The following is a 13,247-nucleotide window of genomic DNA, read 5'->3' on the forward strand; positions in this document are numbered from 1 at the left end:
AATAAAAGAAAAATATAAAAACGAAAGAAGAAAGAAAATGAAAGGTTAAAAATCGGATAGATTATGGTATTTTTTCTTAAATAGCACCATATCAGCGTGTAAAAAATACTTGCCCGTATGATCCTTTTTATAAGCAAGGATCATCCCTTGTTTCTCGCAGCGGTAGAGTGTTTTTGCAACGATGCCGACATAGCTGCAGACTTCTTTGCTATGTACAAGCTGTATTGGAGGATCGGGCAATTTACGCTGGATCAATGCGGTCACCTGTTCCACGGACTGAACAATCTGATCAACAATCAGCCGGCAGGCATTCAGCAGACAGGGCGTCTGGCATTTCTCGGGTTTCGCCGACAAAGCAAAGCAATTAACACAAGGTAATTTTTCACTCATCATTTTGGAATTTTGGAGCAATCGCCTCCCATATCTTATCGATCTAGTCAAAAATTGCTCGGATTTATAATTTAGTTACATGGTTTTATCAGCTTTTCCAATCCGACCAGCCTATATACCGCTGCGGTTGTTCCTTTACATCTTCATGACCTTCGCTCTGTAGTCCTCAACCTGCTTGGACAGCTTTTTCATCAACTTGGTTTTTACCAGTTCTGAGCATTTATTGGCCGGATTAGACCTTCCTCGTAAGGCCTGAAAAGTAAGATCAAGATAAGTTGAGAAATCAGGATCTTTGATACCGACCGATTGAATCATAAATATTTTCAGCATGGCTTCAGCTGGAATGTCATCTGAACCAGTAAGCACAAAGCTTTCCCGCATCACAGACTCGAAATAATACAATTCTACAGTCCCCCCATGCATTTTTTCACCTTTGGAGACCATTGTTTTAATATAATCGACAAGGCTGTCGATCTGGCCGAGCAAAAGATCCAAGGTTTTCTGTTTTTCAAACTTGCCAAAGAAAACACTTTCAGCTAGTAATCGTAATAGTTTTTCAAAGGTAAATCCATCCCAAATTTCTTCGCTGGAGATACTACCATAGGCCTCAGAAATCGCTTTAAAATGTTCGCTCAGATTTAGAGGTTGTATTTTCTTCAAAAATTCCTCAAATGTGATATCTAGTTTCACAATATGATAATAATAGGTGTAGATTTTAAAATAGGCGAGTTCCTCAAATGCCATCAGATGTACTAGCGGCACTTCCGCACAGGTCATTTTCAACCATGCATGATCACCTTGATTTTGGAGTTTTTCAAATTCATACCTCAAATTTTCGATGTAATGCTTGAGTTCCATAAACTCTCCGCTCAACAGGGGCAGATAAGACACATCAGTTAGTTTTACCTCCAGACCTGTATGGTCACTTGAATGGTTTTCCAACCGTATTGCGATATCGTCCAATGAGATTTTATAATGCCGTGCAAGACGATAAAACTCCGGCAGCGTAAGGTAGGTGTCCCCACGTTGCCGATTCCTTAAGGACCTGTTTTCAATGCAGAGCAGCTGCTCCAATTCCTTGCTCAGCTCATTAGGATTTTCGGTTCTTTCTTCGATAAGATTAAACAGTATTCGTTGAATATTAACGTCCAGTTGCATAATTCATGATTTAAAACACTTCAGGTTAGTATAACACTAAAATAAGTTTATAAACCAAAAGAACAAAGTTAAACCCTAAAGAAATCATATTTTTAATATGGTATTCGGCTATTTGGTAAACATTCCTCCAAGGATAGCCATAATCATCGCTCGCTGGTATTTTTCATACCAAATCAATTAATCACAGGAAAAACAAATACCTTTTAACGAAACAGGTCATTCTGTAATTTAGTAATGAGTACTTTATACTTACATAACTGAGCCAATGTATAATCCTAATATGAATGATCTGTCCGTTATTAAACAACATTTGTTATCCCATTTTATTTATCTCCTAAAAGATACAGGGATTACTAGGCTCCACGATGAGGAGAAACTTGCTAATGCACTCCAGATACATTACCTCTCTCCCGGACAGCGTATAGAACAGCCCGCGCCACAGTTGTTTATATTGATTCATGGGCTTCTTAAAGAATACGACCGTTCGTCACGCAAGCGAGAGCCCTGTTCTCTTGTTCAACTCCTGATGCCCGATACGATATGGCTTTACAATCAGTCGGCATACCATTTTAGAACCAGGGCCCTGATGCCAAGCTGGCTGCTGTCGTTAGAACCGTCCTATTTGCATTATATTCTCAATCATCCACAGAAGTTGAAGTTGTGGCTCGAAGAGCATGAACTGTGCTACCGTTCAAAACACTATCTTTCCGAATTTTTAAAGACCCACTCCAATTCGGAAGATCGAATTCATCTTTTTTTGGAGGAATATGGTCCCTACGTCGACTTTCTTAGCGACAACGAAATCAGTCTATATGCTGGTATTAATAGCAAGGCTGTACAGAAATTACGTGAAATAGCATTTTTATACCAAAGATTTGATTGATGGGCACTTACTATTCTGCGAAAGAAATGCTGTTGAAATTTCAAGGTTATTGGAAGAAGTTCCATCCTGAACTTGGGGATTTTCATATAAACTGGCTCTTAAAAAATGGGCAGGTTCGACCTATGGTAAAAGGCGAAACCTTGGTCGCTGCCGAAGATCGGCAATCGGCCATTTATATTGTTCTGGCAGGTCTGCTTGTCAAACAGCGTTATTGTCCTCATCGAAATCGGTATAATATCATGAACGTCGCCTTGCCACATATGGGAATTTTCACAACCATCCATTTTTATAGCAAAAGCCCGGCATTGGGCGATATCAGCTGTTTAAGATCGGGCCTTTTGCTTAAGATCCCTTATAAAGCGATAATACCCTACCGACAAAATGAGACAGCCATCGACACTTTGGTCAATCTCCTGATCAACAAGCAGAAACACCAGCTGGATCATCTTCGTGTGATGGGCTCGATCCCCAATGTGACAGAACGTTATTTTTATTTTGCGGACTATCTACCCCAGCTGTATAGCGTCCTGAATATCAGGGAGCAGTCTGATCTTTTGCTTATTTCGGAGAGTTCGGTCCACCGGGCCAAGAGATTATACCTAAAAAGGAGAACAAAAAACTGAATTTACTATCAAGCTGTGACAGACTTTGGCCAAAAATACCATCCTACCTTTGAATTAAACGAAAGAAGAAAAAATGGAACGTATCAAAAATTGGAACAGGTATCGATTGACTCTCTTCCCGCAATGTCGGTAAGCAGCAAGATCAAAACAGGAAATCCCATCGGCCCTCGGCAGGTGGGCTCCGCAGCAAACAAAAAGAAGCAACATCACAAACAAAAAACAAGCTTATGGAAAAGCGGATCAATAGCACAGTGTATCAACAGGGTCGACCTGCAAGCTCCACAAAACGCGGTAGTTCAATCCGCTCGGGTGCACGCTGGATCTATCGTCGCCTACCAGATCTGATCATTTATAGCTATGCCTTTCTGTATATGTACACCGGCTGGGCCAAGTTCAATAACATGACCGCCTTTATCAGGGGCAATGGCAAGATCCCCCATCTGGGGCCCTATGCGAAATTGATCGGTTATGGCATCCCCTCCTTGGAGATTGTACTGGCTATTCTGCTGATAGTACCTGTTTATCAAATCAAGCGCTTTGCTCTGTGGACTTCCACCTCATTGATGGCTATATTTACCATATACCTCAGTCTGATGGTTCAGTTTGTGGAGAAAAAGCTTTGTCATTGTGGTGGTGTCATCGAATCGATGGGCTGGAAAACGCATATCGTCTTTAATATCATCTGGCTGATTGCGGGAATCTATGCCCTCAAAAGAACAAAATTATAAACATTTAAAATTTAACCCCATGGGAACAATTAGAAATTATGGGAAAGTGCTACTTGGAGTAGCAACACTTGCAGCTGGAGCTGGAATGGCTCAATATGCGCAAGCGCAAAATGCAGCAAAAAAAGCAGCCGATCAAGCGGCAATGCTTCATGCAACAACAACAGGAAAGGCAACGATGCGTTACTGGGTCAATGACCAGACAACTGGCAAGTACCAAGAAATTGCAACTCCGCCAGATCCGAAAAGCGAGTGTAAAGACACGGATACACATGACTGTGTGATTCAATCCGAAAATCCATCTTTACCAGCTACGCTAGAGTATTCGCAGGCTACTCCGGCGAATGGGGTGCAATCGCATCCTGATTCGTCACCTGCCTTTTATCAATAAAGCGAGTATGATGATTTAAGGAGAAAAAAGGGATGGGCGAACTATATGGTGCCCATTCCTTTTTTAAAGCAACTCTTCGATTTTCGCAATCAAACCAGCTCCTCCATCCAAACGCGGATTCGGCGCATTGGACATGACATTTTTACCTTGTTTATCAATAAGTAACAACCTCGGGAAGCTGTTGTAATTATAAAATTTGACGATCTCTGTATCAAAGGTACTCCTCCCATGCGTGGAGAGCATTACCTGCTCGGGGTGGGTATACATTCCCGTACGAATACCGTCAATCCAACCCTTTCGCGAAGCCCCGACGCTAATGCTCAAAAACTGAACTTTTGGATTGTCTTTATATTTTTGGATCACAGGACTGATCGATTTATTGAGACCTGCACAGCCAAAACAGCCATTGAACCAGAAATCCACGATAAGAACCTTTCCCTTATAGTCGGCTAGTTTATGCATCACATCCAATGTATCGGGAAGGGCAAATGCGAACGCGGGACTACGGTTCCCATTCCGCCTTAGCCAATCATCAAATACAATTTTAACTTTTTTGTGGTCTATTGCCTTTTTTATTTCCCGCTCAAAAAGCGGTGAATCCTTCTGCCGATTTAGAGAATTCAAAAAGCTTGTTACAAGTAGATTATCCCGAATCATTCCTGCACTTCTTTTCATTATCTGATCAAATAACACCGCATAAGAATAATCGTACTTAACCGCCCCTTCACCATAGGCAAACATCGCTTTTGTTTTTTCTTTTTCGTACAGGTAATCCATGTATCCCCAAGAAAAAGCTGCTAAATCATCATTTGTATCAGGAATTCTCAGCTTTACCGCCTGTAGCTTACGTTTATAGAAATCAAAATCGTAACCAAAACTACTTGCCTTTTGGAACCTTCCATAAATTGCCTTGTAGGCCCTACCTGTGTAATCGTATCGAAGTATTCTTTTCACTGAATCAGTCAGTTGTGAGCTATAGGCTTCGATTATCCCCAGATTAATACGCAGGTTATCCTCAACGGCCTCCTGCCAATAATCCAGCTCTTTCTCATACTGTTTTGTACCCGTGAGATCCATAATTGCTTTTGAAACATATCTAGGATAGATGGGATTAATATTCAGCAAATATTGACAGTTCATTTTGGCGGCGCCTTTTCCTTTAAATGAAATATTCTCCATACCGATCTCCATCGAAAAATCATCCCCCGACTGCATCAGAAATACAGGATTGGCACCTTGCACATTCGAAAATTGTACTGGATTTTTTTTACTATTCTGGATCAGATATTTGCAATAAAAAATATCATCCTTCGGTAAAAAGCTAATTTCAAATGATCCCGTACTATCGATTAACGCTTCATAGTTTTTAGAAAAACCAGTCCATAATGGACTCGCATAGTTCTGGACAACCTGAAATTTAACAATCGAACCAGCGGGAAATTCCTGCAGAAGGCGTCCTTTGATATGTACCGAATCCTTTAGCGGTACCGCAACCGCTGACAATGTAAAAAATTGAAGCATCGCCCCAAAAAGCAATGCGCATATTTTAATAGTGTATTTCATCGTTTATTATCTATTATTTTGTTTGATATTGGACAAGGTCACCTCCCCTGCCGGAATTGGAAAAGTATATCGTGGCGAATTCGGTTCCAATTGGTATCGGTCAGTACCTATATTTCTTTTTAACACAATAGAAGCCCCGTCCCTATTTAGTCGTCGGATGTCATCCCAGCGAAGACCTGCGCGCCATATCAGTTCCCTTCGTCTTTCAGAGAAAACGGCTTGGAGTGCTGCATCTTTAGAAGTCAATTGTATCGGCCGGTAAGTACCCGTCTTATATCTTTTCAGTCCTAATTTGTCTAAGAAATATGCACAGTCAGCAAAATCTTCCTTTCGTGCGGCACATTCAGCCTTAATCAGGTAAACCTCATCCACAGCAAGACCAGAAAAAGCGGAGCGATTGGGCCCAGCATATCCTCTTTTCATCTTTGTCAGTCCTGTTTTGTCGTCCTTTTGAAAAAATAGGACTTTTCGCAAGTCATTGTCAGTGTAGAGATCCAAAAGCTCTTGTGCGATCGTCGTATTCTTAATGCCCGCATATAAGCTGACCGCGTAGTTTTTGCCAATTGTCGAACTCAGTAATACTTCGTCATTGTCGCGGGCAAAGGGCGTACTCGAACTAGTGCCCACGGTATTGTAGTCGATCAGTCTATCGTATAATATCAGGCAGCTGTCGGAAAACCGTCCCGCTAAATCGTAGTCGCCCATGCTTAATGCGATCCGTGCCCCAAGTGCATACGCAGCGGGCTTATTTGCCCGATTACGATTGGCTGTAAGACCAGGCTTCAATAAACCAATTGCCAGCCCTAGATCTGCTGCTATCTGATCATAGGTATCTTGCAGTGATGCACGTGCGACAATTTCATCGCTATTAGGGTTCAATTTCAATGGAACACCTAAATCAGTATCGGCAGTTTTCTTGGCATAGGGTACCGCAAAATTTTTCACAAGATCAAAAAAAGCAAAAGCGCGGACAAAGTATGCCTGTCCAAGAATATCGTCATATTCCTTCTGATTTCCTGCGTTTTTAGCTAATGCTGCTAAGCCATTGATCACATTGTTTGCATAGAAGATAGACTGATAGGGATACGACCAGTCTTCTACCCCTTCCTGGCCTTCAAATAAATCCGAAGCCCAGCTATAAGCATTTCGTTCTGTCACCGTGAGTCCTTGCCAATCCTTTTCGTTTGGTATCTCATATTCATCGGCCGACAATAATGGTAAGCCCGAGGTAAAGTTGATAGCCGAATAATCCAGCATCTGCTGAAAATCGTCCAATGTTTTGGGCGATACAATATCTGTTGAGGGCTTTACTTCAAGGAAACTATCCTTACAACCAACAACACATATTACTATGAAAAACAACAGGTAATATTTCATGTGATTCATCTTTAAATTTATAGTCATTGTCTTAAAAACTTGCATTTAGTCCAAAACTATAGCTTCGGGGTACGGGCATTAGCGGGGAGTCGGGATCCTGGCCCTGCTTATTGGCTTTCCAGAGCAATCCGATATTGTTGGCATAGACAAAAAGCTGGAGTTCACGGATTCCAATCCTGTTGATAGATCTCCGGTAAGTCAAACGTATGTCTTTCAGTCGGACCGCACTGGCATCTTCGATCAATGCTGCTCCATACCTGTAAAGACTCTCCCGATTGCTGTCGAAGGGGTACGTCATAGCAGGTACATTCGTCCACAGCTCGTCACCGGGCTGCTGCCAACGTTTACCATAATCAGGTTGCCTATAATTGGTCAATAACTCCGAATAATTTAGCGACTCTCGTCTATACTTATGACCAGCTTTAAAAACGATATTGAAGCTAAAGTCAAAGTCTTTATAATGAAAAGTATTCATCAGGCTTCCGAAAAATGTCGGTGTAGCTACACCTGAATAGGTCAGGTTGTCCGTATTTGAACTACTCATCATCGCGCTATAATTTTGGCTTTCCGCTCCATCCAGTTGGCCAACCGGGTTTCCAGCTCCATCCAGTCCGAGGTATGGAAAACTGAATAGCGCATAGAGCGGATAGCCTTCCAATGGATTGATGTAATTACCGGTCACAATATCGAAGTTGTTACTTTGCTTTGCCTTATAATTTGTGATCCGATCTTTCACCCAGCTAAGCAACGTCGTGGTTTCCCATTTTAATTCTCCGATCAGATTACGGCTATTGACTGTTATGTCCCAGCCCCTAGTCAGCATATCAGCTGCATTCCCCTTGATGGAGAGCACACCGGTCTGCGGAGCCAATGGGCTGTTGGCGATCAGATCCGTACTTCCTTTGCGATAGTATTCCACAGAACCTGTCAAACGTTTTGCTGCAGTCTCAAAATCAAGTGCCATATTCCAGATCCCCACTTTTTCCCAGCGCAAGGAAGGATTAGGTGGATTTGAGATTTTCAAATATCGGTTACCAAAGCTGTTGATACCCGTTCCCGCCAATGTCGTGAGGTAAGCCGATACGGATTTGTCCAGATTACCATTGTAACCATAGGAAGCCCTTAGACGGAGTATGGGAATTGGGTCAAAATGATAAAAGTTTTCATTCGAGAGCCGCCATAGGCCACCAATAGACCAGAGCGGTACTCCTTTCTGGTTTGTTTTGACCCCAAACAGATTGGACTCATCCCGTCTGGCACTTACCGAAAGCGTATAACGGCTGTCATAGCCGTAAGAACCATTAAAATAAACAGAACGGTTGTGGTCGACGGCTCCCCGATTACTTACGCGCGCTGCAATACGGCTGCTTCCGTAACCATAAGACTGGGGAAATTCTGTAGCAAAATCCATGGCATTGTTGCCCGATATACCGGTTTCAGGATCATATCCATATCGTCTATCGCTCGATGATACCGTGTTATAGTCCCTGATTTCATAACCTGCCAGCGCGTGGATATCATGTTGACCAAACTTTCTATCAAAATTTAACTGCACCCGCCCCGCTTTATTGGTAAAGGCACTGTTGTCTTCATCTAAGATATCACCCAAGGGAATGGGGCGGATTACCTGTCCTGTACTTTTATCGATCTGGGTAAATGAATTGATCAGATGACGTGTATAATACGATTCTGATAGATAGTGCCGTGTATTATTTTGTGTTCCTTTTTGAAACAGGTAATCCGCAGAGAATTTTAAGCCTGTCATAATTTTTACCTCAAGCCGATGGTTTAACCGATAGTCAATTCCGCTGATCACACGGTCGGCGTCCAATTCATTGGCCGGATAGTATGACCAATCCAACAGCTTGTCCCTATCGATTCCATCCACAAAACTGGCACGCAAGTCTTTCACTGTAGCCAATGGACTGCCGCTCTCATCATACATACGCTCGTAAGGGTATCGTGGCGTGAGATAAGGCGAATTAATAGCCCTGTTGTTACTCTCTGTAAAGAAAATATCCGAAGAAATAACCAGACGGTCTTTCCACAGGTCAAATGAATTTTTGGCCGTCAATGAATAGCGCTGGTCCAATTGGTTGACTATGCTCCCCCTATTCCCGTCATATCCACCCGAAAGATAATAACGATATGCAGTTCCCCCTCCACGTACGGAAACCGCATACTGCTGATTTACTGCCGATCGATATACGTGATCTGCAATATCCTGCCGGCCGTCATAACCGCTCAGCCGGTCGACCAATGAAGCCGAATCTGCTGCCGAGATCAGCCCCTCTTTTCGCTGTTGCAACATGGCGACTATAGGCGATATAGGCGAGTAACCATCTGTGACATTCCAGAAATACCCCTTATCAAATAAAGAAGTTTCCAGTGCAATATAATCAGAAGACGATAGCTGTGGCCTATAAAAGAGATCCGGTTTTTGTGATAGAGTCAGATTGGAAACGAGATTTACCTGCGTTTTTTGACTGGTTCCTTTTTTAGTATTGATAACAATCACTCCATTGCCCGCACGCACTCCCCATATTGAAGCTGCGGCGGCATCCTTTAATACGGTGATCGCCTCAATATCATTCGGATTGATACTTTCCAAGGAACCTTCATACGGAAAATTGTCCAGGACGATCAAAGGGACCTGATTACCATAGATGGTACTATTGCCCCGTATTGTTATGGGCGAACTACTTTCCGGATTTTTGTTGAATACGAGACCATTTGTGATCCCATCCAATCGATCAAGTATATTGGTGCTAACGGTCCGATTGAGTATTGCGTTATCGAGCTGCACAAAACTCCCAGTCGCCCGTTCTTTGGGAATCTTTTGGTAGCCTGTAGAGACCACTTCCACCTCTTCCAGCTGATTTGCCAGTGGCATCATTTTAATGGTCAATAATACCCCGTCGACATATTCGGTTTCCAGAGCCTTATACCCTAGATAGGTAAATTTCACTTTACCCTTTCGGTGCTGTACGGGCAGGCTAAAGGAGCCATCCTTTTTGGACGAAACACGACTATTTTCCGCTTCGATGTGTACCGATACCCCTTGCAGTGGTTTGCCATCAGCATCGGATATGACGGTCCCCTGTAGAACCAAGTCCATTGGCCCGTTAGCCCCGCTGTCCTTGCGGGGCGTCTGGGCTGATAAACTAAACATAGAAAAACATAGAATAGATAGTAGGATACTATAATACGGTGTCTTAAAATTGGGCAAGAGCTCTCCCGCCCTAAAAAAAACAGTCATTTTTTAGGTGTTTAATGGGGGTGACCTCAGCACAATAACTTCCCTATCCGAACATAATCGGATGTTACCTTCCCCAAGCCTAGCTCAGGTCACGTAAATAATAAATTGATAAATTGGAGAGCCAGACTAACGTTTGGATGGTATTTCACAAGGTTATATAATTGACGTCACGTTGTCCATGGCTAATGGGCCAAGTTAAATTGGCTAGTCCAGCAGAGCTACTCGGCGGGAGCTTTCAGATTTTTGAAGTTTTGTTTTTTTTGATTCATTACTCACTGATTTAAAAACTATAAAAGTGAGTCTCTAATTAATGATAAAAGCGTGGGCCACTATCTAGCTTTATTCTCTGGGTCTCACTCCTTCAAACTCCGCATCAAACGATAGCACCCACGCCTTTATTTATTGCGAATATAGCAAAATAAAGGCACATGGGTGTAATCTACCGCTCTCGTGTTTGATTTTATTGTGAGACTTGAGAAACGAGACTCGTTAATTACACTTATACTGTATCTTATATACAAGATATGATTATCACAACAAATATATTAAAAATAACAGAATAATAAAAACAAAAAAGGAAATATAACTCCTTAAATAAAGTATTTGCAAATCTTTTATTTACATATGGAAAGCGAATACGAAAAAAGTCTTGAAAAGGAATTTGAAAAATTCCTTGAAGCTTTAGGACGATATCTAAAACAAGAAAGGGAAAATCAGGGGTTTAATAGTGTTTTACCTTTTGCAAACATCCTTGACATTGATGTGAGCACTATAGGCAAATATGAAAGAGGTCAAGAAAATTTAACTGTTAAGAGGTTATACACTCTCTTGAGAGGATTAGGCAAATCCCACAATCAGATTTTAAAATTCTTCTCTATAAGTCATAATTCCCAGAAAGAACAGGTCTCAATAAGTTTCTCAGAAGCACAGGAACTACAAGTAAGAATACAAGTGAAAAAATATTCTGAGAAAGAATTAGACGCTCATCATTTAGTTAGAATTCATCAAATGCTTACTGTTTGCTTCAACCATCCGATAAAAAAAACTGTATTAAGAGACGCTTTATTATTAAAAACTTATACAAAGCATTTCAACGAATGCTTGGAGATTTGTATTCAGGCAAATTGGATACAAATGACCAAACAAGGAAAACGGAAATCCAATGATCAAAAATACTTTACCACAATAGAAGGTAAAAGACTTTTAATTACCAACTAGCTGGGCAAGAAAGTGGGAACTTCCGGTGATATCATCGGCCGGTACGAAAGGGACGAGGTTACCCCCTCTGTGGAAGTGGCCTCTAAACTGGCAGATGTGCTCGATGTGTCGCTGGACTATCTCTCAGGAAAGACCGATACGCTGCTAGATTCGGCCACGCTCGGCAGGATCATGGAGATATCCGTTATGCCCGAGGACGACCAAAAACAGGTATTTCTTGTGCTTGATGCACATATAAGAGACTACAAGGCTAGAAAAGCTTATGCGCAATAAACAACAAAGCCCGGCCTCTCATTTCAGTAGATAGGCTGGGCTTCGTTTATAAAGCAATAATTAAAAGGATCCTTGCTCAATTATTTTCTTAAGCATTCCTATTGTAAGTTTTTTCTTCTCACCAACGTCCTTTTGCCAAAATTTAAAAAAATTTAAAAAGGATTCTGGATGAAAAAATTCGGCTGCAGAATTACCTTTAGTGTCAATATTAAAGGTCTGGCAGAAGTCTTCAAAAAATTCGTAACCATCCTCTCCAGAAATGCCCAAATCATCTTCAATCTCCATATCATCCGACAAACCATCTATTTCATGTTTGCCCAAATGTCGTTCCAAAAACTTAATCCATTTATTATTCATAATATTATCTTCGCGTTGACGTATTATCTCTAGGCATCAATACTTTTTCATACCTATCACTCACAGGAACAGGAGTTACAATATCATAAATCGTTATTGCATAACCTACTGGTCCCAAAAATTTAGTACCCCATCTTCCTATTATTCTTCCCAACACCCTTGAATATATAGGTCTTCCAGATTTACTAAATCCTGTAAGGACTCTTTTGGCTAGTTGTTTTTTCACAGTCTTGCCCAATGTATAAGATAATAAATTTGTCCCGCTCTCTCCAACTTTAGGTAGTCCTAACCAAGGTTTAGGAATTTCAGTTGTAAGACCAATTAAGGCTGGCCCTAATGGATTTATCCTTTGAGAAGGTGTTTCCGATCTCTGATCTAAAACGTAAAAATTTTCATTCCTCATATTTTTATAGACATCAACTGGTGGCAAATCAACATTTTTAATATTATTTGTATTAAGAGTATCAAAGCCGTACAAGTCAACATATGAAATAGGATTATTCATAACATATGAGTATTGGCTGGAATTATAAGATATATTAAACCCTTGGTCATCATCAAATTCATCATCATCTAAATCCCCAGCGAATAGATCCTTTTTAAAAAATTGCCAATCTATATCTGTTATCGGATCCACCACATTCCATCTGCCTATCTCCGCATCGTAGAATCTTGCCCCGTAATCCAACTGTCCTTCCAGTACATAAGAACCTCCCAAGGTATGGGTACCACCATTTAGGTCAGTCTGCATCTCCTTGCCATTATAAAGATACTTATTATTGATACTCGTTGCAATAGATTTCGTCTTACCGAATGGATAGTAATCCTGCTTCTGCATCACCGTAGCTACCGGCACAGTTGGCGTACCATCCTTCTTCAGTACCACCCGCACATTGCCCAGGTGATCTGTCAGGTTGTAATAGTAACTGTAAGTTCCCGAACTGTTCAACAGAAAACCATCTTCTGTAGCGATACGCTCGATCACAGGATTTGCTCCGCTAGCTTTGCTGTATTCAATACCACCGATATA

Annotated in this window: 13 protein-coding genes; 6 read left to right on the top strand and 7 right to left on the bottom strand. The window is 41.5% G+C overall.

Annotated features, from left to right (window positions below; all coding sequences use genetic code 11):
• Positions 1–45: 45 nt before the first annotated feature.
• Positions 46–393: a hypothetical protein gene (locus IQ31_RS09665; protein WP_145327852.1), complete on the bottom strand. Its 348-nt coding sequence runs from the start codon at positions 391–393 to the stop codon at positions 46–48.
• Between the two features lie 132 nt (positions 394–525).
• Positions 526–1,548 carry a hypothetical protein gene (locus IQ31_RS09670; RefSeq protein ID WP_145327853.1) on the bottom strand — a complete coding sequence of 341 codons (1,023 nt, stop codon included), beginning with the start codon at positions 1,546–1,548 and terminating at the stop codon, positions 526–528.
• Between the two features lie 265 nt (positions 1,549–1,813).
• Here IQ31_RS09670 and IQ31_RS09675 point away from each other — a divergent pair, with 265 nt between their 5' ends.
• From IQ31_RS09675 to IQ31_RS09690, 4 genes are all read left to right on the top strand, one after another.
• The gene (locus tag IQ31_RS09675) at positions 1,814–2,431 is read left to right on the top strand and encodes a cyclic nucleotide-binding domain-containing protein (RefSeq protein ID WP_145327854.1); all 618 of its coding nucleotides are present in this window, start codon (positions 1,814–1,816) and stop codon (positions 2,429–2,431) included.
• On the top strand, positions 2,431–3,054 hold the full coding sequence (locus tag IQ31_RS09680) for a cyclic nucleotide-binding domain-containing protein (protein ID WP_145327855.1): 624 nt from the start codon (positions 2,431–2,433) through the stop codon (positions 3,052–3,054). The genes IQ31_RS09675 and IQ31_RS09680 overlap by 1 nt, the downstream gene beginning before the upstream one ends.
• A gap of 227 nt (positions 3,055–3,281) precedes the next feature.
• Positions 3,282–3,782, top strand: coding sequence for a MauE/DoxX family redox-associated membrane protein (locus IQ31_RS09685; protein ID WP_145327856.1), 501 nt, complete (start codon positions 3,282–3,284; stop codon positions 3,780–3,782).
• Positions 3,783–3,801: 19 nt separating this feature from the next.
• Positions 3,802–4,170 carry a hypothetical protein gene (locus IQ31_RS09690; protein WP_145327857.1) on the top strand — a complete coding sequence of 123 codons (369 nt, stop codon included), beginning with the start codon at positions 3,802–3,804 and terminating at the stop codon, positions 4,168–4,170.
• Positions 4,171–4,233: 63 nt separating this feature from the next.
• Here IQ31_RS09690 and IQ31_RS09695 read toward each other — a convergent pair whose 3' ends face one another.
• From IQ31_RS09695 to IQ31_RS09705, 3 genes are read right to left on the bottom strand one after another with little or no spacing between them, the layout of a single operon-like run.
• Complete coding sequence (locus IQ31_RS09695; RefSeq protein ID WP_145327858.1) at positions 4,234–5,733, bottom strand: TlpA family protein disulfide reductase; 1,500 nt, start codon at positions 5,731–5,733, stop codon at positions 4,234–4,236.
• Between the two features lie 6 nt (positions 5,734–5,739).
• Positions 5,740–7,137 carry a RagB/SusD family nutrient uptake outer membrane protein gene (locus tag IQ31_RS09700; protein WP_208734184.1) on the bottom strand — a complete coding sequence of 466 codons (1,398 nt, stop codon included), beginning with the start codon at positions 7,135–7,137 and terminating at the stop codon, positions 5,740–5,742.
• 4 nt (positions 7,138–7,141) lie between these two features.
• Positions 7,142–10,369 carry a SusC/RagA family TonB-linked outer membrane protein gene (locus IQ31_RS09705; protein ID WP_145327860.1) on the bottom strand — a complete coding sequence of 1,076 codons (3,228 nt, stop codon included), beginning with the start codon at positions 10,367–10,369 and terminating at the stop codon, positions 7,142–7,144.
• A 624-nt stretch (positions 10,370–10,993) separates the two neighbouring features.
• Between IQ31_RS09705 and IQ31_RS09710 the strand changes: the two genes are divergently transcribed.
• Entirely contained in the window at positions 10,994–11,587 is a 594-nt protein-coding gene (locus tag IQ31_RS09710) for a helix-turn-helix domain-containing protein (RefSeq protein ID WP_145327861.1), read from the top strand.
• A gap of 12 nt (positions 11,588–11,599) precedes the next feature.
• Complete coding sequence (locus IQ31_RS09715; protein ID WP_158638843.1) at positions 11,600–11,860, top strand: helix-turn-helix domain-containing protein; 261 nt, start codon at positions 11,600–11,602, stop codon at positions 11,858–11,860.
• 60 nt (positions 11,861–11,920) lie between these two features.
• Here IQ31_RS09715 and IQ31_RS09720 read toward each other — a convergent pair whose 3' ends face one another.
• Together IQ31_RS09720 and IQ31_RS27320 are read right to left on the bottom strand one after the other, a co-directional pair.
• Positions 11,921–12,217, bottom strand: coding sequence for a DUF1493 family protein (locus IQ31_RS09720; protein WP_145327863.1), 297 nt, complete (start codon positions 12,215–12,217; stop codon positions 11,921–11,923).
• Between the two features lie 4 nt (positions 12,218–12,221).
• The coding region (locus IQ31_RS27320; protein ID WP_167512258.1) for an RHS repeat-associated core domain-containing protein at positions 12,222–13,247 on the bottom strand (1,026 nt) is incomplete at its 5' end.

The organism is Sphingobacterium siyangense, assembly GCF_007830445.1.
In the GTDB taxonomy this organism is placed as follows: domain Bacteria; phylum Bacteroidota; class Bacteroidia; order Sphingobacteriales; family Sphingobacteriaceae; genus Sphingobacterium; species Sphingobacterium siyangense.

Coding starts and splice junctions, on each gene's coding strand:
- IQ31_RS09675 (WP_145327854.1), top strand. CDS start 1,814: ATGTATAATCCTAATATGAATGATCTGTCCGTTATTAAACAACATTTG.
- IQ31_RS09665 (WP_145327852.1), bottom strand. CDS start 393: ATGATGAGTGAAAAATTACCTTGTGTTAATTGCTTTGCTTTGTCGGCG.
- IQ31_RS09690 (WP_145327857.1), top strand. CDS start 3,802: ATGGGAACAATTAGAAATTATGGGAAAGTGCTACTTGGAGTAGCAACA.
- IQ31_RS09720 (WP_145327863.1), bottom strand. CDS start 12,217: ATGAATAATAAATGGATTAAGTTTTTGGAACGACATTTGGGCAAACAT.
- IQ31_RS09670 (WP_145327853.1), bottom strand. CDS start 1,548: ATGCAACTGGACGTTAATATTCAACGAATACTGTTTAATCTTATCGAA.
- IQ31_RS09710 (WP_145327861.1), top strand. CDS start 10,994: ATGGAAAGCGAATACGAAAAAAGTCTTGAAAAGGAATTTGAAAAATTC.
- IQ31_RS09680 (WP_145327855.1), top strand. CDS start 2,431: ATGGGCACTTACTATTCTGCGAAAGAAATGCTGTTGAAATTTCAAGGT.
- IQ31_RS09695 (WP_145327858.1), bottom strand. CDS start 5,733: ATGAAATACACTATTAAAATATGCGCATTGCTTTTTGGGGCGATGCTT.
- IQ31_RS09700 (WP_208734184.1), bottom strand. CDS start 7,137: ATGACTATAAATTTAAAGATGAATCACATGAAATATTACCTGTTGTTT.
- IQ31_RS09705 (WP_145327860.1), bottom strand. CDS start 10,369: ATGACTGTTTTTTTTAGGGCGGGAGAGCTCTTGCCCAATTTTAAGACA.
- IQ31_RS09685 (WP_145327856.1), top strand. CDS start 3,282: ATGGAAAAGCGGATCAATAGCACAGTGTATCAACAGGGTCGACCTGCA.